This window comes from Phyllobacterium sp. SB3 (assembly GCF_040009165.1).
Classification (GTDB): Bacteria; Pseudomonadota; Alphaproteobacteria; order Rhizobiales; family Rhizobiaceae; genus Phyllobacterium.
Window position 1 is genome coordinate 595,245 of the sequence record NZ_JBDYKI010000002.1, and the last position, 23,963, is coordinate 619,207.

Here is a 23,963-nt window from a genome sequence, read left to right on the forward strand (position 1 = left end):
GAGAACATGAACAGGCTGATATCTACCCTGATCTTGACTGCGGGGGTGATTTTTACGAGCAGCGTTGCTTACGGAACGGAAGATGGCAACGCCCTTCCCGCTTTAGAAATACCTCAGTCTTTGAAAAGTGTTGTTCCACTGGCGATGGCGGAGGCCGATCTGCCATCGGTGGAGGCGAAGAAGTACTTCAAAGTCTCCGACAAGGGCCTGCAACTGGAATGCCCGACTTTCGATGCCAGAGGCGATCTGGTGTTCTGTGAGGTCTTTGGCGGAACTGTCTTTCGTCTGACGCCCGAAAAACGGCTGTCAAGCTTCGTACCTGACCCGCAACTTCGCCCCGCCGGGTTTGCCGTTCATCCCGATGGCCGCATCTATATGGCCGAACTCGGGGACTTTGCCTCGCGAGGTTCAGTCATTGCAATGGCCGCAGATGGCACGGATGTTCAAACAGTGGTATCGCGGGATGATGGTTTTCTGCCCGATGACCTTGTGTTTGATACGAAGGGGGGCTTTTATTTTACCGATTTCAAAGGCGGTTCAAGTGTAGCCACCGGAGGCGTCTACTACATCGGGCCGAACGGGGACAAACCTGTCCTGGTGGTGCCCAATCTCAGGATTGCAAACGGATTAGCCCTCAGTCCGGATGGAAAAACCCTCTGGGTAAGCGAGCTTGCAGGCAGTCTGCTTCATCGTATCTCACTATCTGACCCGACCACCATAGCGCCGTTCGGTTCGTCGGTTGTCTACAATTTTGTCGGTGGTGGTCCGGATTCACTTCGCGTGGACGCTGAGGGAAATGTTTATGTTGCCATGTATGGCCAAGGGCGCATCATGGTGTTTAGTCCCCAGGGTTTTCCCGTCGGGCAGTACTTGCTACCGGAACGAGATCAAGGCCATAATTTGCGTTCTACATCAATGGTGATCCGGCCAGGCACAGACGAATTGCTAATCTTCACAAACGACTGGGACAAGGGACAGGGGTCTACAATTTTTGTGGCGCGTGCACTCGCAAAGGCAGCCTCCCAGAGCCCGGGAATGCCATGAGCGGATGCAACAAATGCAGGCTTGATTAAACTCCGGCGGCAACCAATGCTTGTGCCGCATTTCAAAGATGGATAACCGGCGTTTGTGGCTTTACTCAGGTACTGTTTGCCAGTCTATGTACATCGAAATTCTTCGACAGATTTCAGATTTATGCTGCTTAATCCTGACCCGGTTTCAAGCATGGCACATCCACGGCTGATTGCGCTCACCGGACCGTAGAGCAGCGTCCGCAACGGATTGGGACTGGCGTTAATCTTCCGGCATTCCATTTCCGCCAACCGTCGCAAGTAAGGGCTGTCTGGTTCATTCGAAATAACTGACGCAGAACGATTGGAACGAACTCTATGTGATAATACCCAATTGTACACCTTGACTTTTTACCTGAAGGCACCAAGTATATTAAAGTTACAAGAAATATTTATTCTTACAGAATCGGACATGGCATTCTGGATGCTCACAGGTTTCGAACATACAAGAAAAGTAATTTTCAGGATATGTCCCGTCGCGGGAGCCTGACCCCGGACTCGGTTGCAGACGCTCCGGGTCGCGGGGGTGATAATTTGTGCGGCGCGCTGAATACCATACTTCTTGTAAAAAGAGCCCGCCAAACGGCACTGATCTGCTCTTGTGCAGCTGTGCCATTGCTCGGTAAAAAGGCTGTAAAGATGCAACACATCAAGAACTCGCAGAAACCGTCCATTGTGATCGGAAAAACTGACCACGTGCGGTTGAATAATATTGCCGCTGCTGCTGCTGATCGCTTTCCTGAAATATCCGAGAGCCTGTCTTTTGAGCTTGATCGGGCGCGAGTTGTTGCCGACGGTTCGGTGCCCGGGAATGTGGTGCGTATGGGGTCGGTCGTAACCTACAGGACTGACGCAGACGATCAGCGAACGATCACGCTTGTGTATCCAGGGGATGCTGACATTTCTGAGGGAAAGGTATCCATCCTGACCCCGATCGGGACTGCTCTTGTCGGCTTGAAAACCGGGATGGCTATGGAATGGACAACGAGAGATGGTCGGCTGCACAAGCTCACACCTCTGATCGTGCAATATTCAGAACAATCCCGCTCTTCACGGGACAAGAAGGAAAAAGTTCTGCACGGGTGGAGCGATAAAGCGTCATGACAAGCGTACACTTATTGGGTCGTGCGGTGATCAATCCTGCACGGCAGCATCCCTGATATGGCCCGTTGCTCTCGAGTGACCTCATATCAGGGGGGCTTTCTCATCGGGTTTCTAGAAGTGTAAGCCGGAACCGGGGGTCTCCGGCAGGAGATTGTCATGTTCAAATCAGACTTTTGCCAACTCACCACGAAGGATTACTATACGTTGCAATCCATGCTGGATGATATGTTCCTGCAGGATGAACTCATGCGGAGCATTCTCCGGGAAAAACTCTCGAATGCCATTGTGACATTTCCTGAAGACATCCCATCAACAATCGCGACCCTTAATAGCCGCATCAGCTTTCGTGTCGATAACGGTTTGCTGGAAAGCCGCACTATCGCGAGCAATGCCATGCGCGGGGTCGTCGGAATGACGGTCATATCGATCAGCAATCCGCGAGGATTGGGGCTGCTTGGCTTGGCTGAAGGGCAAAGTGCCATCATAGGAAAATCACCCGGCGTACAGGAAACTGTAATGGTTGAGAAAGTGATTTATCAACCTGAAGCGGAAGAGCGACGCATAGACGAACGCAGGGAAATGATTGAAGAAAACGAGAGGATGGATTCAAGGCTGTTTCGCTTCAAGAAACCCGCCTCTCATATCAAGGATCCGGTAAATGCCAGGAACGACAATGATGGCGATGATGAACCCGATCCTTCAGCTGCCTGACCGCGGAACACTCTTGATAAGGACGAACAAACTGAGTTTGCATGTAACACGACTGTTTTCTAAGCTACTGAACGATTGCATGAGTTCGTTCCTGAACGATCCTGCATGTAAATGGAGATGGATCATGATTACTGGCTCTCAATGTCGCGCGGCCCGGGCACTTGTGGACCTCTCTCGCGATCGCCTTGCGACATTGGCTGGCGTTAGCGTGGACATTATCACGCATTTTGAGCGCAAGCTTGAAGAACCAACGCGAAATGACGCGAGTGCGTTACAGCTGGCCCTGGAGGAGGCTGGCGCTGTTTTCATTTCGGACAATGGTGGTGGCATCGGCGTGCGACTGAAGTTTACAAAATCTGAAGCCAAACGTATCGCCGTGCTTGAGAATGAAGGCGGCATCGTTGCACCGGACCGCGTCCCTTAACCCCTGGCTTGTATTGGAAACTCACCGTGTGAAGAGGGACAGAGTCGCGTTAGCGTGTTCCGTGGCAGAAACTATGATGATGCCTTGGTGGCCGATAGCAAACTCCTGATTGACAACATATACTCTCTCAATCATTAGCGATTGATCAGACGCAGCAAATTCCCCGGCGGAGTTCAACCATGCAGTTTCTGCATATTTGAGGTTTGGAACTACTTGTTCACAAATGCGCCCGTAGCTCTTGGTACTGTCATCGCCTGGACGTTTTATGCAGATAGCGCTCACCTTTTCACATATGTAGAATTTTTGCCGAATGCCGCGATTGCCCGTCCCGCGTTAAAACGTTGCCATCACGAATAAATATGACTAATAATGTCATGATAAGTTTTTTGCAGCAGGCAGGCCTGGACTGCGAAGAATCCGGCCTTTGCAAACATCATTGGAAATGACATGACTTTTATGTTCAGCACAGGCTGCTTCCAACATTGAGCTACAGACATTCCATGATCTGCCAAACAGAGGGCATAAGACCCACTGCTCCGGTCAAATGGCGTGGTCTTGACGGCATGATGAGTGTCTTCTGGGACGCCGAAGGACTATCCGGTGCAAAGGCATATTACCTTTCTCCTGACCCACGCATAGTGATTTTTTTCAACGATGTATCCTCACATATCAGCATGTCCAACCGGGAGGGAGGATTCGCACAGTTCCATCGCCCCATGGTAAGGGCAATCTATGTGCCAGCCGGGGTTCCCTTATGGACAAACTTCACGTCTTCGCACCGGTTCTCGCATCTTGATCTCCATCTGCACAAGGACAGGCTGCTGAGGATATTATCTCCTTCCGTGGGAGCATCCGTTGCCCAGACAGCATTGCGGCGACCTGTCGAAATTCAGGATGTCGCAGCAATTGAAACGCTGGCCATGCTGCTGGTCAATGAAATGTCAAATCCGTCCAGGCATGCGATTTTTGCTGAAAGCCTTGTCGGTAGTATTGTAACCGGTCTTCTTGATATCCCTGAGAGTAACAGCGACACCCACAATGGCAGGCTCACAGACGGCAAGATGAAAAAGCTGATTTCGCGCATTAATGAACGCAGTGATTGCCGGTTGAGTGTGGCAGAAATGGCCGAAACGGTTGGCCTGTCCGAAAGTTGGTTTGCCAATGTGTTCAGGCAGACAACGGGCAAGACGCCCCTGCAATGGCAGCTGGGCAAGCGCATAGAGCTCGCCCAAAAGATGTTTCTGGAAAGCGACCTGACCGTCGCTGACATTGCTGCACAACTCGGATTTTCCGATCAGGCTCATCTGACAAAAGCCTTCAGGCAGATTGCGGGTGAAACACCCGCAGCGTGGCGCCGGATACGCCGGAAGAACTGACAACTGGCCCACCCGAAAGGATTGCGGGTGGGCCAGTTGTGTTACCAGGTACGACGCAGGCTCACCGCGATTTCCCGACCCGGATTGTAGAAGTCCGCTCCAAATCCGCCATAGGCAACGTATTTCTTGTCGAAGAGATTGCTTACGTTGACGTCAAGCGTGGATTTATCAAGGAACTCGTAGCTGAAAGAGGCATCGACGACGACATTGCCTTTTGTCTTCGTCGTGTTTCCATTGTCGAAGTAATAGGACCCTGTATAGCGGCTACCAAGCCCGAAGATCACGTCTCCGCGACGACCGCTACCTTCAATCTTGTAGTTTGCCCATAGTGAACCTTGATGTTTGGATACAAAGGACGGGCGATTACCTTCGTCGCCCCGCCCTCCATTCTCGACGATTTCGGAATCCAGGTATGAATAGGCTGCCGTCAGGCTAAGGCTATCCGTGATTTCTGCCTTTGCCTCAAGATCCAGGCCGCGGACCCGCACTTCGCCAATGGTCGATTGAACGGAAGTGACAGGATCAGTGACGGTGATATTGTTCTTGGTCAGCTCATAAACGGAAGCCGTGAACAATGCCGGAAATGCCGTGGGCTGATACTTGACGCCCACCTCATACTGTTCCCCTTCCTCAGGGTCGAGGCCAACGGTCGGTGGGGCAACGGATTCGGCATAGCTTGCATAGATCGACATTTCGTCGGTCAGTTTATATGTAAGGCCAAAACGGCTGGTCAATTCACTGAGGTCGGCCTCGCCGGAGGCTTCCGGGTTGAGCCTGTTCCTTTCCTCGATATCCAGCCAGTCGTTGCGCAGCCCGACCGTCGCTATGAGTTTCTCCGCAAAGGTCAGGTCCTGCTGGATGTAGACAGCCTTGGTATTCTGCCTGGTTCTGGTGCTGCTGATCAGCGGAAGATTCGCCGGGCCGCCGCTATAAACGGGATTGTTCCAATCTATGCTACCTGCTGGTCCGTAATAAGTGCCATTGCTGGAGGAAGATTTATTGTACTCAACACCGACAAGGGTGCGGCTTTCAATGTCCTTGAAATTCACTTCATATTGCAGGCGCCCATCAATTACGAAATTCTCGTTTGAGGACTCGTTACCGAAAAAGTCGCGCCTTGCAATAGTCGAGCCATCATTTGGCGTTGACGCAATATAGGCGTAGCCGAAATCCGTCTTGGCATCGCTATAGCGCGCATTTGAATTGAAGCTGAAACCATTGCCGAAATCATGATCGAACATGACACTGACCGTGTTTCTGTCCGTACCACGGTAGTTGTAGTCCGGTTCGCCAAAAAACCGGCTGCGGCTGAAATCCGATCCGACCGGATGCCCTCCACTACCGGGAACGCCGTTACGGTGGAGATGATCGAACACGACGGTCAGGCTGGTCATATCGGTGGGACGCCATGTCAGACCGCCGATGAAGAATTTCTCGTCATCACGGGAATAGTCATATTCTGCATCGGCATCCCTGAATTTACCGGTCAGCCGGTAGGACAGCGTGTTGTCCTTCGTCAGATTGTCGCCGAAATCAAAACCGACTTCCTTGCGGTTATACGATCCACCGGTGACGTAAGCCTCGCCGAACTTCTCGCTCTTCGGCTTCTTGGTAACGTAATTAACCGACCCGCCCGGGTCCGAAACACCGAAGATCGTGGAGTTGGCTCCTTTGAGCACTTCGACGCGGTCATATGCATAAACTTCCTCGCGCAGGCCGCCGAAAGGGCGCCCCAATGGTAACCCGTCACGATAGGTATAGGCATCGAAGCCGCGAATCTTGAAGAAATCGAACCGGTCATCCGAACCATAAAAATCCGTACTCACACCTGCTGTATACTGCAGAGCCTGTTCAACGCTTTGTGCGCCACGCTGCTGCATCTCCTTTGCGGTGATGACAGATACGGAAGCTGGCGTATCCAGAATATCCGTCGCCATCTTGCTGCCACTGGACGTTTTCGTTGCAACGATCGACTTTGAATCATCGTCCCTGCCGTCAATCGTGATTGTATCAAGAACTATCCCTGGACCTGTGTTTTCAGCTTGCTGGGCCAGCGATTTGGCAGGAGCGAAGACGACAAGCGCTGTACAACTCACAAGCACCACGCGCCATTGGCGCCTATGTGCTTGTCTAATGTTGTTGCCCATTGTGTTGAAAGCCATGTGAAATTCCGGACGTTGGTGTTGCTATTGCTGGCCGTCGGCAAGAGAGAACCGGCATTACCAAGGACTGTCCGGAGATCATCTTCTGAAGAATCCCGACAAACTGAATGGATTGAGATCGCTTCTTGAAGTGCCGACGACACGGAATGATGGGTTTGAATTAGCGTACAGCGCCTACTAACTTGAGCATACTTGTCATGTATTGTAGATTCCACCATTTTTGTAAAAACCTACGGAAACTTTGCGGATATTCAACCGAGCCTTCGCAACAGAGTTGACGTCACTGGATTAACCTGAAACTGGAAGTCAACTTAAATACGCGGAGAGTTTGCCCAATGCCATGGTTCCGATCTTCCCTGATATGGGCAGTGACATGCCTGTCACTCATCATGTCGAGCAATATGTCGAGCAATGCCTGGGCGGAAACCACCTATCCCGTCGTCATCAAGCACGCTTTGGGCACGACCACTATCACCAAGAAACCGGTGCGGGTGGCAACAGTGGCGTGGGGCAATCATGAAGTTCCCCTGGCGCTCGGGATTGTGCCGGTCGGTTTTGCGGCCGCCAATTTTGGAGATGACAATGGTAATGGCCTCTTGCCGTGGGTGGAAGAAGCACTGGCCAAACTAGGTGCCAAGGCACCCTTGCTTTTTGATGAGGGTGACGGGATTGATTTTGAAGCAGTTGCCGCCACCAATCCCGATATCATCCTCGCCGCTTACTCCGGCCTGAGCCAATCTGACTACGACACACTTAGCCAGATCGCTCCGGTTGTTGCCTATCCTGAGGCTGTCTGGTCCACAGACTGGCGGGAAATGATCCACCTCAACAGCACCGGGCTGGGAATGGCCGATGAGGGCGAAGCTTTGATTGCAAAGATCGAGAGCGAGATTGCCGAGACGGTCGCCGGGCACCCCGAACTTCGAGGCAAATCTGCAATGTTCATCACTCATCTCGATGCAACAAATCTGAGCACCGTCAATTTCTATACCACTAACGATACCAGGGTGAAATTCTTCGCTGATCTGGGACTGAAATCACCCAAAAGCGTAGTGGAAGCCTCAGTACCGGGACGCTTTGCCGGCTCCATCAGTGCGGAGCGAATTGATGCGTTTGATGATGTCGATATTGTTGTTACCTATGGCGACCAGCAACTGATTGACGCGCTTGCGTCAGACCCTCTTATGTCCAAAATGCCTGCGGTGGCCCACAATGCTACGGTCATGTTGGGCAGAGACCCGCTTGGTACAGCCGCAAATCCGACACCTCTTTCAATCTCATGGGTGTTGAAAGACTATATTGCCTTGCTTACCGAGGCTGCCACGAAATCACAATGAACGTCAAAGGTATAGAGTCATCGGAACGTCCTGCTTTTCCCGGGCGGTCAAATCATCTCCGCAGCTTTTGGCTGGCTGTGCTTATCCTCCTTCTTGCCAGCCTTTGCGCTGCCTCTGTAGCCGTTGGCACACGCGATGTGGATTGGGGTGACATTGTTGCGGCCCTTCGCGGTCAGGCAGACAATATTGGCCAGGCGGCAATCGCCTTGCGAATTCCACGCACATTCGCTGCCTTGCTTGCGGGAGCCGCCCTTGGGCTGGCGGGAGCGATCATGCAGGGCGTTACGCGCAACCCCCTCGCCGACCCCGGCATTCTGGGCGTCAACATGGGCGCATCACTCGCCGTCGTTATTGGAGTCGCATGGTTTGGGATCTCGTCGGCCAATGCTTATATCTGGACGGCCATTTTCGGGGCCGGCACCGCAGCCGTCTTTGTTTACACCATAGGGTCGTTGGGGCGCGGAGGAGCGACTCCGCTCAAACTGGCACTTGCAGGAGCAGCAACCTCGGTCGCGTTTTCCTCAATGGTCATTGCAGTGGTGCTTCCGCGCGGTGATATCGCAGGGGGTATACGGGCGTGGCAGATAGGCGGCGTTGGCGGGGTGACATTCGAGCGCATTTCCCACGTACTGCCATTCCTTGCCGTAGGTTTTGCTATAAGCCTTTTATCTGCTCGAAAACTGAATGTGCTGGCTCTGGGGGACGAACTGGCGGCCGGTGTCGGCGAGCACGTTGCCGCGGCCCGTGCAATGGCGGCCTTTGGCGCGATTCTTCTTTGCGGAGCGATCACCGCAATTTGCGGGCCTATAGGTTTTCTGGGACTGGTCGTGCCCCATTTGTGCCGTTTGCTGGTCGGTGTCGATCATCGCTGGCTATTGCCCTTCTCCACTTTGACCGGTGCCTGCCTGCTACTTATTGCCGATATAGCCGGACGCATTGTGGCCAGACCTGCCGAACTGGATGTTGGAATTGTTACTGCCCTGATCGGCGCACCATTCTTCATCTGGCTCGTAAGACATCAGCGGGTACGCGAGCTGTGACTGTTCCCTTTTTCACCGTTGATTCCATCATTGGTGGCCGTCGTCGGCGTGCGCGCAAGCGTAATGTCGTAATAGCCGTTCTTCTGATACTGGTCGCCGTTACGATTGCCCTGACCTTGTTGTTGGGTCAGTCATTCACACCGCCCAGAGACGTAATACGTGTGCTTCTGGGCGAGGATGTCGCCGGCGCAACTTTTACCGTCCGTCAACTGCGCCTGCCGAGAGCAATGCTTGCCGTTCTCGCTGGGCTGAGCTTCGGGCTTGGCGGCGTTTCTTTCCAGCTGATGTTGCGCAATCCTCTCGCCAGCCCCGACATAATTGGCATCAGTTCCGGCGCCAGTGCAGCGGCGGTCTTTGCAATTGTCGTCCTGTCGCTGAGCGGACCGATAGTTTCGATATTCGCCGTGATTGCCGGTTTGGGGATAGCTCTGCTTGTCTACGTCCTTTCCTTCAGGAACGGGGTTGCCGGGACGCGCCTTATCCTTGTGGGCATCGGAGTTTCGGCCATGCTGGAAAGCTTCATCGCCTATATTCTCTCCAATGCCCCCGCCTGGACCCTTCAGGAAGCAATGCGCTGGCTGACAGGTAGTGTAAACGGCGCGCAATTGGGTCAGACTTTACCCCTTATACTGGCACTCAGCGTCTTCGGGGGCCTGTTGCTTGGTCGCGCTCGCGATCTGGAGGCGCTAAGGCTGGGCGACGATACTGCCGCCGCTCTGGGCGTTCCCGTCGCCAAAGTCCGTGTAATAATCATTGTCGCAGCGGTCGGCATGATTGCCTGCGCTACGGCGGTGGCAGGACCGATTGCATTTGTCGCATTTTTGTCCGGCCCCATTGCTTCCCGCCTCGTGGGGAATAATGGCTCTCTTCTGATACCTTCAGCACTGATCGGGGCACTACTCGTGTTGGTCGGCGATTATTGTGGCCAGTTTTTTTTACCAACCCGCTATCCCGTGGGAGTTGTTACAGGCGCCTTGGGTGCTCCTTACCTCATTCTGTTGATTATTCGCGTTAATCGAAGCGGAGGCTCGTTATGAGCATTCATTCTCTCGCCGTCAGCCAGCTTTCGGCAGGCTACGGAAGCAAAGATATTCTGAGTGAGCTAGAGCTTGCTGTGCCGCCCGGCAAGATCACTGCGATCGTCGGTGCAAATGCGTGTGGCAAGTCCACGCTTTTACGGACGATGTCCCGGCTCATTTCGCCTCGTCAGGGCCGTGTACTGCTCGATGGCAAGTCAATACACCAAATCCCCTCCCGGGAACTGGCACGAACCTTGGGTCTGCTTCCCCAGGCTCCTGTCACGCCGGAAGGTATCATCGTCGCCGATCTGGTGAGCCGTGGGAGACATCCCCACCAGGGTATGTTTACACGCTGGACCCGTAAGGACGACGATGCCGTGGCCGCCGCACTGACTGCTACCGGAACTATGGATCTGGCCGACCGGCCGATGGACGAGCTTTCCGGTGGACAGCGGCAGCGGGTCTGGATCGCCATGGCGCTGGCGCAACAAACAGAGATATTACTGCTGGACGAGCCGACAACGTTTCTTGACATCAACCATCAGATCGAAGTGCTGGACCTTCTTACCGACCTTAATGAAACCCGGCAGACCACCATAGTTATGGTGCTGCACGATCTTAATCTTGCGGCACGCTATTCCGATCACCTTATAGCAATAGCGGGTGGCCGCCTGCATGTCTCCGGAACGCCGGAGGATGTTCTGACAGAAGAGAATGTCCGGCGGGCCTTTGGCCTCGAATGCCGTATCATCAACGACCCGACCTCCGGGCGCCCGATAATGCTTCCAATTGGCCGGCATAGGATGACAAACGACCTGACTGCAAAATAGCATCACATCGATAGTTCGCCGGAGCGAACTTCAGCTAAACCTTGGGCAATGGCACCATAATGCTGTGACGAACAGTGGTTAAACATCCTTTGAAAATGCCGATAATAGGCAAATTCGGGACATTTTCGATTGTAGCCAAATGTCTACAAGTCCAGGTTAAGTCTGTTGTGGTCCAGACTGTTCAGTGCTCAACTCTACAATAGAATAACTCTGGCCGGGTGATGGATTTCTCGATTTAACTGAAATTTGGATGGGTATGGACAAAATGATTGAGCATCGTTTTCTGACAACGACAGCGGCCTTTTTCTTTTCTCTCGGCCTCGTTGCCTGCGCCGACCACCGGAACACCGGCAACGGCAGCAGCCATGCCGCCCGCTGTAATCCGGTTGCTGCAAAGACACTTGTCGGACGGTCGGCCCTGACAGAAGACGAGGTGAAGCTATTGACGGGAGCAGTTACGATACGCCGAATATCACCTGGCGATATGGTTACGCAGGATTATCGGCAGGACCGTCTGACAACAGAAGTTGATGATCATGGTATCGTGACGCGAGCCACCTGCGGCTAGGTTACCATTTCGCAGGGTCACTGACTGTTTCGTCAAAAGCATCGATCACGGTTGACGAACAGCTTAATGACTCCCAAGGAACGCAAAGGCCTGCAATCGGCCATTTATGTTCGCTGCTGCGTGAGCGAACTCGGCAGCTGATGAGGCAAGAAACAGAACAGGTCCCAATATTGATGCGCACCGGTGCTGCCGTTGCGCAATGATATGGCGGACGAATCAACTCTTGCTGACAGGCATACTTCTGAATCTGGATGCGGTTTCGGGCTGCGCTGCTTTACAGATCATCGGAGGCAGCCCGCGGGAGATGAGAGCAATATCTGCCGTGATAGATCGGCCCATCTGTTTCAATACGCCTTCAAGCGCGCCCGCCTGATGTGGTGACAGCAGCGTATTTTCAAGCTGGCGAACCGGGTCATCAGCCGGGACGGGTTCAACGGGAAACACATCCGTTGCAACGCGGATACGGCCGCTGGCTGCGGCAGCAAGCATGGCTGGAAAATCAACGACAGCTGCGCGGCTCAGGAGCAGAAAGATGGTCCCCTGCTGCATCAATGCAAACTGCTTCTCCCCCAGAAAACCCTCATTGTCGGCAGTTACCCCGGCGAGGATAAAGATAAACGTGCTCGTTTGCAAAACTTCGTCCAGCGGCACGGAGGTACAGCCTGCCTGCTCGACTATCATTTTTGGAATCCAGGGGTCATAGACTTTGATTCTTACATTGAAGGGCTTGAGCAGCGGCAGCAGCGAACGGGCAAGATCGCCAAACCCGACCAGCCCTACATCTGCATTGAAAAGAACCCTGGCTTCGCTATTTGCGGCGAACCCGTAACTTTCAATCCCTTGGCGCATCAACCGGTCTGAACGGGTGATGCCCCGGCCAAGATCGATGGCCATTGCAAGAGATATTTCTGCCACTGGCTCCGCGAATACATGGCTCGCTGACAGAACGCGGATGCCGTGTCTGAAACAATAATCATAATCGATGTTAGGCAGGAAATTACCTTCACTATTGATGAATGCGCGCAGATTTTTGCATCTGGCCAGGCGCTCGGCTGGCATGTCGAAAACTCCCATGATGACATGGGCATCCATGACAACTTCACTGAACTCCTGTTCCGTCAGCTCCGGGCCCTCATGGATAATCACCTCCCCCAGTTCCCTCAGCGCCTGAAGGTTCTGTTCGTCGAATACATCGTTGAGCGATCTTGGATGAGGCATGATGAATATTTTAAACAGATGGCTCATTTCACTACCTTTGTCTGTCTCTATTAAAAAGCCGTCCATCGGCCATCATCATGGCCGGAGCGCAGCACAGCATTGATGAACTTCATTCCACGAACTCCGTCGTCCAGTCCGGGGAGAAGATTGGCGCTTGCCGGCGCAGGGTTGCCCAAAAGCGATGCCTCGAGACATTCCGCCATGTCGACGTAAAGCCGGGCCAGCGCTTCAACAAATCCCTGTGCGTGGCCGGATGGCAAATGACCCTTTACCGAAGTACCATGAGATGCACGATCGATGACAATCCGTTGTTTCCCCAAAGGGCACAAGTACAGAATATTGGCTTCTTCGACACCCCAGCCAAGAGATGCCTTGTCACCATAAATCTCCAATCGCAAGCCGTTTGTCCGGCCTATGGCGATCTGACTGGCCCAGAGCGTTCCTTTTGCACCATTTGAAAATCTGAGCTGAACGGAGGCATTGTCATCGACGCGGCGTCCGGCAACAAAAGTATCAACCTCAGCTGAAACGGAGACACACCGCTGGCCGGTAACGAACTCCGCCAGATGAAACGCATGGGTTCCAATGTCACCAAGACTACCGGCACCACTTTGTGCAGGGTCCGTACGCCACTTTGCCTGCTTGTTTCCTGCAGTTTCCTCCGCCGTTGCAAGCCACTCCTGTGGAAACTCCGCCCTGATTACGCGGATATTCCCAAGCGCTCCACTTTCAACGATTGATCGCGCTTCGCGCACCATCTCGAAACCGGCATTGGTATAGCTGACACCCAAAAGTGCTCCGCTGTTTTTTGCAATTTTCTCCAGAGATAACGCCTCTTCGAGCGTTGCCGTAAGGGGCTTGTCGCACATGACGCTGATACCGGCAGCCAGGAACGCACCTGAAGCAGCCGCATGAAGATGATTGGGTGTAACAACCGCCACAAGATCGATCCCATCATCCCTCAAGGTTTCGGTGTCGGCCATTTTCATGAAATCGGAATAGCTGCGTTCGGGAGCCAGAAGCAGCTCCCTTCCACTTTCGGCCGCCCGTGCAGGATCGCTGGAAAGCGCCCCTGCAATGAACTCATAGCGTTGTGTCATTGCAGCAGCCTGCCGGTGAACAGCTCCGAAGAAGGCACCCTTCCCCCCGCCGACCATACCAAGTCTTAGACGCCGTGAGATCATCAGCGGTACTCCTGGAGACAAAAGAATGGCTGGCACCATAAGAGCCAGCCATGTAGTCAGTTTGTGAAAAGCCGCTACTGAGCGACCTTGCCGCAGGTGGTCATTGCGTTTTCCGGCGTACAGGTTTCGGTACCGGTTTGAATAAAGGGCTCCAGCTTCTTGCCCTTGGTCAGATCATCTAGAGCCTTGATTGTCTGAAAGCCCATATCGTAGGGTCTCTGGCCGATATTGTAATGACTCAGTCCGGCAGCAAGCAAAGGCAATTGCGGGCCGAAATTGTCACCGAACACGACAACCAGTTCCTTGCTGTCCAGTTTGCTTTTAAGCGGTTCCATGGCCTGCTTGTAGGCTTGCGGGGCATATTGTGCCCAACCGCCAACAGCAACAAAGGCGTCAAGATCGGGGTTGTTTGTCATGACATCGCGAACCTGCTGGGCAGCCAACGCGATATCGTCATTGTTGTATACGGGGCAGCCGGAAGGCTCTGTCCAGCCATTCTGCCCGCTCAAAGCACCGGCAGGCTCGTCTTTACCTACGCCCGCAAGGGTATCGCGTATTCCTTGCACTCTGGCCTTGAGATTTTCTGATGCCGGTGCGCCAGATTGTATGCAAACCGTGCCACCGCTCTTCTTGTTTTCGAGAACTTTCTTGGCAAGTTCCACACCGAATTCGTAGTTATCGGTGCCGATATAGGTTGCCCGAAGGTTCGCGTCCTCCGGCAGGACATCGGTATCAAACGTGACGACTGGAATACCCTTGTCGTTCGCCATTTTCAGAATTCGGGCCATGGCCTTCGGATTTCCGGCGGATATTCCCAATCCGTCTACACCGCGGGTGATCATATCCTGTGCCAGCTGGACCTGTTTGGCTTCGTCATATTCCGTTGGTCCGATATATGTGCATTTGACGTCGCCGAGTTCTTTGGCTGCCGCCTTGCACCCTGCGTCGATGGGCGGACTGAATGCGTTGTTGAGCACTTTGAAGACCAGGGCAAATTCGCGCTCTGCGGCATTCGCCGTCGTTGCGCCCGCACATGCTGCCACGCATGCCAGCAAAGCTGAGTATTTCAGGGTTTTAAGCAGCGACATAATTTTCTCCTCCATTGTTCGCTGTTCTTGTTTCCGGCCTAGCGTCGCAAGGAACGGATCCTCTCCAGAAGCACTGCAGCCAGGATGAACCCGCCAACGAATGTGCCCTGCCAGAATGGGTTCACCCCTGCAATCAGAAGTGCATTGCGAATAACCTCGACAAGGATCGCGCCAATTCCGGCTCCCAACGCCGTACCGAACCCGCCAGTCAATGAGGCTCCGCCGATCACCGTTGAAGCAATCACTTGCAGTTCGTAGCCGGTCCCGATGGCATTCGTGACCGCGCCGAGCCAGCCGACAAGGAATACACCGCTGACAGCCGCCATAAGTCCGCTGAAGGCGTAAGCCGACACCTTGATGCTGTCGACCGGAATACCGGCCAGCCGCGCTGCATCTTCATTGCCACCAATGGCAAAAATGTACCTGCCCCACCGTGTCATTCTCAGCAGGAAATGCAGCACAAGAATGCCGATGATGAGGGCATAAACGACGTTCGGCAGGCCGAATGTATAGCCGCCGCCCAGTGCAATGATCGAGTCGGTGGCACTGCCAAACTCGTAGAAAACTTCATTGTTGGTAACAACGAGAGCAAGACTTCGTCCAATAGACAAGGTCGCCAAGGTCACGATGAAAGGCGGCAGTTTGGCAAAAGTTATGATCGATCCGTTTACTGCCCCACAGAATGCGCCGAGCAGCAGGGCTCCTGCAATGCCGACGCCAATAGGTGCCCCGGCGTTCAGCAGGATACCGAGCGTAACGCCGCAAAGCCCCAATATCGATCCAACCGAGATATCTATACCGCCGCTGATGAGTACCGGCGTCATGCCCAGAGCCATGATTCCGATGAAGCAGGCGTTCTGGAGAACATTCAGCAGGTTTCCGGTTGTGGCAAATTTTGCTGATATCAGGGAGACGATTACGCCCAGACAGAAAATTGCTATGGCAATCCACATTTCCTGGGTCAGCATCATTCTTTGCAACAGGGAACGATCGCTGCCTTTCAGCAGATCGATATTCATGTCAGGCCCGTTGGTTTGAGACATGGAATACTCCGAATCTATCGCCCTAAGCGGTATGGATTGCACCTGTAATCAGGCCTGTGATTTCTTCCGGGCTGGTATCTGCAATCTGTTTGTCAGCTACCTTCCGGCCCCGTCGCATAACGACGACGCGATCGCACACCTCGAAAACATCGGGCATGCGGTGACTTATGAGAATTACCGATAGTCCCTGATCTTTCATGCGCCGGATAAGTGCAAGCACTTCTGCCACCTGCCTCACGCTGATTGCAGCCGTCGGTTCATCCATCAGGACTATCTTGGATTGGGCGAGGCGCGTTCTGGCAATGGCAACGGCTTGCCTTTGGCCGCCGGACATCCGTTCGACCAGATCGGCGGGACGGGTTTCCGATTTCAACTCCCTGAAAAGCTCCGCCGCCCTGTTGTTCATCGAACGGTGGTCAAGGACCTTAAGCGGACCTATCCGGCGGGTTATTTCCCGGCCGAGAAAAACATTGGCTGCAGCTGTCAAATTGTTACACAGGGCAAGGTCCTGATAGACGGCCTCTATGCCATGGCGGCGGGCGTCGGCTGGCCCGGATAGCTGAATATCCTCTCCCTCAAGAACATAGCGACCCGAGGTTGGCTGGAAATTCCCCGCAATCGTCCTTACGAGAGTCGACTTTCCGGCACCGTTATCGCCCATCAAACCGAGTACTTCGCCCCGGTGTATGTCGATCGAGACGCCATCCAGGGCCCTGATGGCACCGAATTGCATGACAATGTCCTCGAGACTGGCGAGCGTGTGCATCCAATCTCCTCCCAAGCTTGGATCATATTTATTTCTTAAAGAAACAAATATGATTAACATGAGGATGTCAACGTATCGGCCGAAATTAGTTTTGCCGATCTCGAGCGCGTGATCTTAAGGAAGTTGAACCGGGATCGTACACGGAACAAAGTAAAAAAGAAGCCGGGCGTAGGATTCCATTTAGTTTTTTTTGAAAGGAAACTGATGCCCGTTGCTGACTTTGAGCAAATCATACGATAAACCTCAGCACTCACATTGGATAACATTCAACAATGGCTGACCAGACCCTTGCGAAGTTCGTAAATGAGCGAAAAATCCTCACAATGCTCAGGATACGCGGCGGCGCAAGCCGGGCGGACATCGCACGCAATCTATCTGTCACCCCCGCCACAATTACGCGTCTGATCAACAGTCTGTCAGACCGCGGCCTCGTTCATGATGTGAAGCTTTCTCCTTTTGAAAACACAGTGTCACGCGAGCCCGGAAGGCCCGGTGTCAGTGTTGCGCTCAATGCAAAGGGCGCTTATTTTCTTGGAGTGGAAATCGGCATCGGCATATTGCGCTTCGCACTCATTGACCTGTCCGCAGGGATTGCCGCTTCATCCGAACTGCACGTCAGCAAAAATATCAGCCCGATCAATGCCGCAGAGGCCATTGGGGAGCATCTTGCAGTTCTTGAGCGTGACATCCGGTATGGAGGCAAGATTTACAGTATCGGAGTAACTGTGCCGGGTGTCGTCACGTCTGAGGGCTTCGTCATTAACTTGCCAATACTTGGATGGAAAGCCGTCGACCTGCTTGCAATTCTCAGTAAGGTGATCACCTTGCCGTGCTATGTTGAAAACAACGCCAATGCTGCAGCCTTTGGCTCGGTTTATACCCAACCCGCATTGCCGAGCGTTTGCACGATATTCCTCAAACTCGGCAAAGGATGCGGTGGTGCTGCCATTATAAACGGGCGTCTCTTGCGTGGGGCAAATGGTACGGCAGGAGAGTTTGGTCACATTCGAATATCCGGTGAAGGTGCAAAATGCAGTTGTGGTCAAACTGGATGCCTGGAAACATGGGTCAATCTGAGCGCCCTGGCACGGGCCTATACCGGGCATGACGATCTTAGTGAAAGCCAGTATGCGGCATTGCCGGGAGACATCGTAGCAGCAGCAGAACGCGGCGACAAAAAAGCTATGGCTGCAGTCGCCAGCTTTGCTCACTGGATGGCGCTTGGGATCGTGACCCTGGTCAATCAGTTCAATCCCACCACCGTTATGCTGGGAGGCACCATGCGCCCCGTCATACAATCTTGCCTTGCACAAATTCAGGAAGCTGTAGGAGCGGGCATCATCCCCGGCGTCCCGCCGCCCCAGGTCCGCCTGTCGGAACTTGGCATTTTTGAATGTGCTGTCGGGGCTGCAACAATTGCCCATCACCACGCCTTCGACATTTCCCGGCTGGACCTTGCGGATGTCGAGCTGACACCTTGATCATCGGCCATACCGGCCGAGCTTGGGAATCAAGCTTGAATATTATTTCTTTTATAAAGATACTAATTGCACCTCTTCAGGTTGCGTGACATATATTGCCGGCAGCGCTTGGCACAGACAAAAGCTGCGTTTGAGGCGGGACGTTGGCCCGCCAGGAGGAGAAGCAAGATTGTTTTCGGGTATTTTGGTGATGCGCCTCGCCTATCGGCCCAAAAGCGACGCTTGATAAACAGGAATTGGAAGGTTTCAGAATGAACGATGGGTCAAGGCAGCTTAGGGTTGGCATTCTGGGATGCGGTCCCATTTCACAGGCAGCGCATTTTGAAAGCGCGAACAAGGCGTACAATGCCGAGCTTTACGCAATTTGCGACGTAGCTCATGACCTTCGGGATCGGATGGAACAGACGCATGTGCCCAAAAAAGCATTTGCAGAGTACGAACACATGCTTTCCGATCCGGACGTTGATGCCGTCATTATCGCAACATCGGATGCTTTTCATGTGCCGGCGACAATCAAAGCTCTTGAAGCGGGAAAACACGTGCTGTGCGAGAAGCCGCTGGGCATATCGGTCGAGGAAGTCACGGCATTGAAATTCGCGGTCGAAAAGAGCGGCAAGATTCTTCAGGTCGGGCATATGAAAAGGTTCGATGCCGGACTGCAAAGCGCCAAAGTTTTCATTGATAATGAAATGGGCGAAATGCTGGCGCTCAAGGCTTGGTACTGTGACTCTACGCATCGCTATGCTGTTACAGACGCCGTTCAACCGCTGATGGTGAAAAGTGCTGAAGTCAAAAAACCTTCCGGAAATCCGAAAGCCAATCTCGAACGATACTTCATGCTGGCGCACGGCAGCCATCTTCTGGATACCGCCCGTTATTTTGCAGGAGAGATCGTAGAAGTCGACGCAAGGTTCCGCCATAAATTCGGAGCCTATTGCTGGTTTATCGATGTGGAATTTGCAAACGGGGTTATGGGCCATCTTGACCTGACGGTTGCGGTTCGCATGGACTGGCACGAAGGCTTCCAGATCTATGGTGAAAATGGCAGCATAGTGGGCAAAACCTATAATCCGTGGCTATACAAATCGAGCGAAGTCGACATCTTTCACGAGGCGACCGGTGAAACCACGCGTGTACTGGGTGCAGACGGGCACTTCTACAGACGTCAGCTGGAAGCGTTCTCCGATGTCATTTTGAAAAATGCGCCCATGACTGGATCGAGCATCGATGACGGAATTGCATCGGTTCGTGGAATGGCCGCAATTGCGCAATCAGCGGGAACCGGCAGGCCGGTAAAACTCAATGATGTTACGGGAATGGTGTGATGAAGCTGGGCATCTTTGCAAAGACCTTTCCGGGCACGTCGCCATTGGACGTTTTGCGGGCAGCGGCGGAAGCGGGTTACAGTTCGGTGCAATATAATATGGCGTGTTCGGGCATCGGCGCCCTGCCGGAGCACGTGAGCCCGCAGGTGGTTCAAGCAATAAAAAGCGCCTCCGAGGAAACCGGCGTCGAGATCGCTGCAATTTCCGCCACCTATAATATGATCCATCCTGACGTAGCGTTGCGTGAAGCGGGACGCCGAAGCTTTGAGGCGATTGCCGCAGCTTCAAACGCCATCGGCTCGCGACTATTGACCGTCTGCACCGGAAGCCGTGACCCGCTGGACCAATGGCGGCATCATCCCGACAATCAAGGTGAATCCGCCTGGACCGACATGCTCCTCGAGTTTCAGGCCCAGCTCGTTATTGCGGAACGATTTGATGTCCTGGTCGGGGTCGAGCCTGAACTTGGCAATGTTGTAAATTCGGCCCGGCGGGCCCGCACTTTGATCGATACGGCCGGAAGCGATCGTATCCGGATTGTATTCGACCCTGCCAACCTGTTCGAAACAGAGGAAGCCCCGACACGGCGGCTGATCGTTGAAAATGCAATCGACCTTTTGAAGGACCGGATAGAAATAGCCCATGCCAAAGACCGCAATGCCGATGGAAATTTTGCCACTGCCGGAAAAGGCGTTCTTGACTACGGGCATTATCTGGCAGCGTTGGAAAAAGCCGGGTTTGAAGGCAGTCTGATCACTCATGGACTGGCGTCAGGTGAAGCGGAAGGTGTGGCCGTTTTTCTGAAAACCACACTTTCAAAAGGTGGCTGACGACGATGATAACCACTGTCCGGGGAGCCCTGAACACAAAGCTTGCCCTATCGCGTTTGGGTGAAGGCCGACCTGTCATATTACAGCACGGGCTTTGCGGGGATGCTGCGCAACCGGCGCAGGTCTTTCCCTTTGACGAAGGACATCAGTGCCTGACATTGGAATGCCGCGGCCACGGTCAATCTGAAGCTGGCAATCCTTCTGCTTTTTCGATACCGGCATTCACCGATGATCTCGCCACTGCAATCGAGGACAGGAGATTGGGGATGTGCGTCGTTGGCGGCATCTCGATGGGGGCGGCGATGGCACTTCGGCTTACGGTTACGCGACCGGATCTCGTCAGCGCCCTGATTCTTGCCCGGCCCGCCTGGCTGACCGATCCCGCTCCGCAAAATATGGCGCCCAACGCCTATGTTGGTGAACTTTTGCGTGACTATCCCGCCCAGGAAGCACGCCGGCATTTTGAAACATCATCCATCGCCGCCGAGCTGTCCCGTTATGCGCCGGACAATCTTGCATCGTTGCGGAGCTTCTTTTCGAGAGAACCGGGTTCTGTAACTTCCCGACTGCTGCTGTCGATTTCCGGCAGCGGTCCCGGCATTACGGAAAATGATATCCGCTCCATAACGGTCCCGACATTGATCGTTGCCTGTGAACGCGACATGGTCCACCCGATCGCTTACGGCAGAGAGCTGGCCAGCTTGATTGGGCACGCACAGTTTGTCGAAATCACACCCAAGGCTACGAACCCTGATGCCTATCGTAACGACTTCCGGGCAGCACTATCTTCGTTTCTGAAAGGGCTTTGAAATGCCCCCCCGGCAAGACTGGCCCGAAACACTGCCCTTTGACCGGCTGCTTGCCGAGTTTTCACTGTGGTCCGCCGATCTCGGGCAATTGGCCGGAGAGATCGATCGTGTCGACAGCGCCGTCGATATCTATCACATTGACGTTGCCGACGGCCACTTCTCACCTGCCATGCTGTTTTTTCCCGATCTTGTATCAGTATGCCGCAAACGTACGGTAAAACCTTTGCATGTTCATCTCATGGTGTCAGATAGCATACTTCCGGACCAAATCAGGCAATTTGCCGATTCAGGTGCCGATCTCATCAGTGTTCACGCCGAAAACAGCAATCTTGAAAGCGTTCTGCAACTGATTGAAAACTTGGGATTGAAAGCAGGGCTTGTTCTGCAACTACAGACGTCTGTCTCTGCATTTGTTCCCTGTATAAACCAGATCAGTATGGTTACATTGCTGGGAACCCGGATCGGTGTGAAAGGCCAAAGCCTGGATAGTCAGGCCGGGGCGCGATTGCAGGCAGCAAAACAGCTTATCGCAAATCAAAACCCGCCCCATCGCGTTCTCCTCGCTGCGGACGGAGGCATTCGGGAAGAGACCGTGCCGGATCTACGCAAAGCCGGCGCCGACACCGTCGTCATGGGGTCGCTGGCCTTCAACAGCGATGATTTGGAAGCACGCATCGCGTGGGTTCACGCCCAGCAAGGTAAGAGCTGAGATTATGGAAGAATGCTACTCTCTTGGTTTCGATCTTGGAGGAACCCAGGTCAGAGCCGCGCTCGCCGGTAAAAATTCCATCATCAGGAGGGCAGCTGGAGCGACCGATATCGCTGGTGGCCCGGAAGGCGTTGTGTTGCAGCTTTCGCAACTGGCCAAAGAGGTGGCTCCCGGTATCGACTTCACAGCAATAAAGGCTGTGGGTATCGCTGCGCCCGGACCACTGGATACTGTATCGGGTATCGTGGATCACATACCGACGTTACCCGGCTGGGAGCAATTCCCGTTAAAGCAGCGTTTGTCCGACCTCTTTAATCTTCCGGCCATTGTTGAAAATGACGGGATTGCCGCCGCTTACGGCGAATGGAAGCAAGGTGCCGGGCGCGGGCTTGATAATCTTGTTTTCGTTACCGTCAGCACGGGCATCGGCGGCGGGGTTGTCATGGATGGCCGCCTCTTGCATGGCCGCCGCGGGCTTGCAGCCCATGTAGGCCACTTTCGAATGGCTGCGGCCGGACCGGTTTGCTCCTGCGGACGCACCGGCTGTTTTGAGGCATTTGCCGCAGGCACTGCGCTCGGTAAACGGGCCAGTGAAATAGCGTTAGGCAATACCGCAGGCTTTCTTGGTAAAAAAGCTTTGACGGAAAAAATCCAGTCGCGCCACGTTGTTGCCGGCGCGCGGGAAATGGACCCGGAGTGCATCGCCTTGCTCAAAGACGAAGCATGGTATCTGGGCGTAGGTTTTACCAATCTCATCCATCTGTTCAGCCCGGAGCGGGTAATCATGGGTGGAGGCGTGTCTCAGGCTTTCGATCTTCTCAAAGACGAAATCCATGCTGTAATTCAAAAAGAGGCAATGGGCCCCTTCAAGCAGGTGGAAGTCGTCGCAGCAGAGCTCGGCGACAATGCCGGGCTTTTTGGTGTCGCTTCACTCGCCATGGCGAAAGCCGACAGCAGGGCTGGCGGAACTGGATGAATTCAACAAGGGGCGGCTGGGCCCGGATGGGACACTACCGGCGACCGGGCCTCATCTTGTTCTTTTCGTCTGCGCCATGGTAGGTGCAAGTTCATATCGGGGCACCTGATCGGCGCGATGCAGGATGTCCGGATTTTCGATGATCATTACGCCGGATTCAGTTCCGGGAACCGGGGCATCACCTCTCGAGCTGATCATATTGTGGTCAGAACCTTTTTCGTCGTACCTGCTTTCATATCGACCTGGATAACGTTGAATGACAGGTCGAGTTTTATCAGGATGATCCGGATAAAAGGGAACAGGCGCCAAGCCCATAGCAGAGTAGCATTGAAAACCTCGATTGGTTCGGTTGATGACACAAACTTATGAGTGCTCGTTACCATTGCCAACTTCGTTTCCATAAGTTACCACATATTCTGGTTTCTCGCAGGTAACCGGGACGTCCAATGAGCCTCAAAATCCGAAAAAACCGGAGCACACCGCCACCGGAATCGTATGCGCTAACCGAGTGCCTGTCGATCATCGCAGGCGCCTGGGCGCCGAACGTAATCTGGAATCTGCGCGCCGGTCCTCGTCGGTTCAGTGAACTGCGCGTTGATATTATGCCGGTATCGGCAAAGGTCTTGTCGCAACGGCTTAAGGAATTGGAAGCTCGAGGAGTTCTTACCCGGGCGATACAGCCCACCTCTCCGCCTACGGTCGAATATGCGCTTACGTCACTTGGAAAGGAACTGGTGCCAGCGCTCCATGCAATCGTCGAGGTTGGTCACAAATTGAAGTCGACAGAGAGCGGGTCCCCCGTTGGTTCGCAAAAAAAGCAAAACCAATAATCAGCAAGTTAACCGTAATGGCGACATCGAGCAATGATGTTTAATTCCTACTCAAGTGGCTGC

Annotated in this window: 24 protein-coding genes; 17 read left to right on the forward strand and 7 right to left on the reverse strand. The window is 53.7% G+C overall.

Going from position 1 to position 23,963, the window contains the following annotated elements:
* The first annotated feature begins 6 nt into the window (after positions 1–6).
* The 5 genes from ABKW30_RS09325 (at position 7) to ABKW30_RS09345 (ending at position 4,685) form a co-directional block, all read left to right on the forward strand.
* Positions 7–1,044: an SMP-30/gluconolactonase/LRE family protein gene (locus ABKW30_RS09325; RefSeq protein WP_348598582.1), complete on the forward strand. Its 1,038-nt coding sequence runs from the start codon at positions 7–9 to the stop codon at positions 1,042–1,044.
* Between the two features lie 665 nt (positions 1,045–1,709).
* Positions 1,710–2,174 carry a nucleoside diphosphate kinase regulator gene (rnk, locus tag ABKW30_RS09330; RefSeq protein ID WP_348598584.1) on the forward strand — a complete coding sequence of 155 codons (465 nt, stop codon included), beginning with the start codon at positions 1,710–1,712 and terminating at the stop codon, positions 2,172–2,174.
* Positions 2,175–2,330: 156 nt separating this feature from the next.
* Positions 2,331–2,885, forward strand: a complete 555-nt coding sequence (locus ABKW30_RS09335; RefSeq protein ID WP_348598586.1) for a nucleoside-diphosphate kinase — start codon at positions 2,331–2,333, stop codon at positions 2,883–2,885.
* A 124-nt stretch (positions 2,886–3,009) separates the two neighbouring features.
* The gene (locus ABKW30_RS09340; protein ID WP_348598588.1) at positions 3,010–3,309 is read left to right on the forward strand and encodes an XRE family transcriptional regulator; all 300 of its coding nucleotides are present in this window, start codon (positions 3,010–3,012) and stop codon (positions 3,307–3,309) included.
* A 482-nt stretch (positions 3,310–3,791) separates the two neighbouring features.
* Entirely contained in the window at positions 3,792–4,685 is an 894-nt protein-coding gene (locus tag ABKW30_RS09345; RefSeq protein WP_348598589.1) for an AraC family transcriptional regulator, read from the forward strand.
* 41 nt (positions 4,686–4,726) lie between these two features.
* Here the strand turns inward: ABKW30_RS09345 and ABKW30_RS09350 are convergent, their stop codons facing one another.
* Complete coding sequence (locus ABKW30_RS09350) at positions 4,727–6,832, reverse strand: TonB-dependent siderophore receptor (protein ID WP_348598997.1); 2,106 nt, start codon at positions 6,830–6,832, stop codon at positions 4,727–4,729.
* Between the two features lie 404 nt (positions 6,833–7,236).
* Here ABKW30_RS09350 and ABKW30_RS09355 point away from each other — a divergent pair, with 404 nt between their 5' ends.
* From ABKW30_RS09355 to ABKW30_RS09375, 5 genes are all read left to right on the forward strand, one after another.
* Positions 7,237–8,184, forward strand: coding sequence for an iron-siderophore ABC transporter substrate-binding protein (locus tag ABKW30_RS09355; protein ID WP_348598998.1), 948 nt, complete (start codon positions 7,237–7,239; stop codon positions 8,182–8,184).
* Positions 8,181–9,224: an iron ABC transporter permease gene (locus ABKW30_RS09360; RefSeq protein ID WP_348598590.1), complete on the forward strand. Its 1,044-nt coding sequence runs from the start codon at positions 8,181–8,183 to the stop codon at positions 9,222–9,224. Before ABKW30_RS09355 ends, ABKW30_RS09360 begins: the two co-directional genes overlap by 4 nt.
* On the forward strand, positions 9,221–10,261 hold the full coding sequence (locus ABKW30_RS09365) for an iron ABC transporter permease (RefSeq protein ID WP_348598592.1): 1,041 nt from the start codon (positions 9,221–9,223) through the stop codon (positions 10,259–10,261). Before ABKW30_RS09360 ends, ABKW30_RS09365 begins: the two co-directional genes overlap by 4 nt.
* The gene (locus ABKW30_RS09370) at positions 10,258–11,073 is read left to right on the forward strand and encodes an ABC transporter ATP-binding protein (RefSeq protein ID WP_348598593.1); all 816 of its coding nucleotides are present in this window, start codon (positions 10,258–10,260) and stop codon (positions 11,071–11,073) included. Before ABKW30_RS09365 ends, ABKW30_RS09370 begins: the two co-directional genes overlap by 4 nt.
* Before the next feature lie 256 nt (positions 11,074–11,329).
* Positions 11,330–11,641: an I78 family peptidase inhibitor gene (locus ABKW30_RS09375; protein WP_348598595.1), complete on the forward strand. Its 312-nt coding sequence runs from the start codon at positions 11,330–11,332 to the stop codon at positions 11,639–11,641.
* Between the two features lie 216 nt (positions 11,642–11,857).
* On the opposite strand, the gene ABKW30_RS09380 is transcribed toward ABKW30_RS09375, so the two are convergent.
* The 5 genes from ABKW30_RS09380 to ABKW30_RS09400 form a co-directional block, all read right to left on the reverse strand.
* Complete coding sequence (locus tag ABKW30_RS09380) at positions 11,858–12,886, reverse strand: hydroxyacid dehydrogenase (RefSeq protein WP_348598597.1); 1,029 nt, start codon at positions 12,884–12,886, stop codon at positions 11,858–11,860.
* A 23-nt stretch (positions 12,887–12,909) separates the two neighbouring features.
* A complete protein-coding gene (locus ABKW30_RS09385; RefSeq protein WP_348598599.1) occupies positions 12,910–14,043 on the reverse strand; it encodes a Gfo/Idh/MocA family oxidoreductase in 1,134 nt (377 codons plus the stop codon).
* 74 nt (positions 14,044–14,117) lie between these two features.
* Positions 14,118–15,131 (reverse strand): sugar-binding protein, encoded by a 1,014-nt coding sequence (locus ABKW30_RS09390; RefSeq protein WP_348598601.1) that lies wholly within the window; start codon positions 15,129–15,131, stop codon positions 14,118–14,120.
* 38 nt (positions 15,132–15,169) lie between these two features.
* Positions 15,170–16,150 (reverse strand): ABC transporter permease, encoded by a 981-nt coding sequence (locus tag ABKW30_RS09395; RefSeq protein WP_348598999.1) that lies wholly within the window; start codon positions 16,148–16,150, stop codon positions 15,170–15,172.
* 46 nt (positions 16,151–16,196) lie between these two features.
* A complete protein-coding gene (locus ABKW30_RS09400; RefSeq protein WP_348598603.1) occupies positions 16,197–16,940 on the reverse strand; it encodes an ATP-binding cassette domain-containing protein in 744 nt (247 codons plus the stop codon).
* Positions 16,941–17,212: 272 nt separating this feature from the next.
* Between ABKW30_RS09400 and ABKW30_RS09405 the strand changes: the two genes are divergently transcribed.
* The 6 genes from ABKW30_RS09405 (at position 17,213) to ABKW30_RS09430 (ending at position 23,070) form a co-directional block, all read left to right on the forward strand.
* On the forward strand, positions 17,213–18,421 hold the full coding sequence (locus ABKW30_RS09405) for an ROK family transcriptional regulator (protein ID WP_348598605.1): 1,209 nt from the start codon (positions 17,213–17,215) through the stop codon (positions 18,419–18,421).
* A 251-nt stretch (positions 18,422–18,672) separates the two neighbouring features.
* Positions 18,673–19,746: a Gfo/Idh/MocA family oxidoreductase gene (locus ABKW30_RS09410; protein ID WP_348598607.1), complete on the forward strand. Its 1,074-nt coding sequence runs from the start codon at positions 18,673–18,675 to the stop codon at positions 19,744–19,746.
* Positions 19,746–20,576: a sugar phosphate isomerase/epimerase gene (locus ABKW30_RS09415; protein WP_348598609.1), complete on the forward strand. Its 831-nt coding sequence runs from the start codon at positions 19,746–19,748 to the stop codon at positions 20,574–20,576. The genes ABKW30_RS09410 and ABKW30_RS09415 overlap by 1 nt, the downstream gene beginning before the upstream one ends.
* Before the next feature lie 5 nt (positions 20,577–20,581).
* Positions 20,582–21,385, forward strand: a complete 804-nt coding sequence (locus tag ABKW30_RS09420; protein ID WP_348598611.1) for an alpha/beta hydrolase — start codon at positions 20,582–20,584, stop codon at positions 21,383–21,385.
* Position 21,386: 1 nt separating this feature from the next.
* Positions 21,387–22,094 carry a ribulose-phosphate 3-epimerase gene (locus tag ABKW30_RS09425; RefSeq protein WP_348598613.1) on the forward strand — a complete coding sequence of 236 codons (708 nt, stop codon included), beginning with the start codon at positions 21,387–21,389 and terminating at the stop codon, positions 22,092–22,094.
* Positions 22,095–22,098: 4 nt separating this feature from the next.
* The gene (locus ABKW30_RS09430) at positions 22,099–23,070 is read left to right on the forward strand and encodes an ROK family protein (protein ID WP_348598614.1); all 972 of its coding nucleotides are present in this window, start codon (positions 22,099–22,101) and stop codon (positions 23,068–23,070) included.
* Positions 23,071–23,264: 194 nt separating this feature from the next.
* Here ABKW30_RS09430 and ABKW30_RS09435 read toward each other — a convergent pair whose 3' ends face one another.
* Positions 23,265–23,453: a hypothetical protein gene (locus ABKW30_RS09435; protein ID WP_348598616.1), complete on the reverse strand. Its 189-nt coding sequence runs from the start codon at positions 23,451–23,453 to the stop codon at positions 23,265–23,267.
* Positions 23,454–23,516: 63 nt separating this feature from the next.
* Here ABKW30_RS09435 and ABKW30_RS09440 point away from each other — a divergent pair, with 63 nt between their 5' ends.
* Positions 23,517–23,900 (forward strand): helix-turn-helix domain-containing protein, encoded by a 384-nt coding sequence (locus ABKW30_RS09440; RefSeq protein WP_348598617.1) that lies wholly within the window; start codon positions 23,517–23,519, stop codon positions 23,898–23,900.
* Positions 23,901–23,963 lie beyond the last annotated feature (63 nt).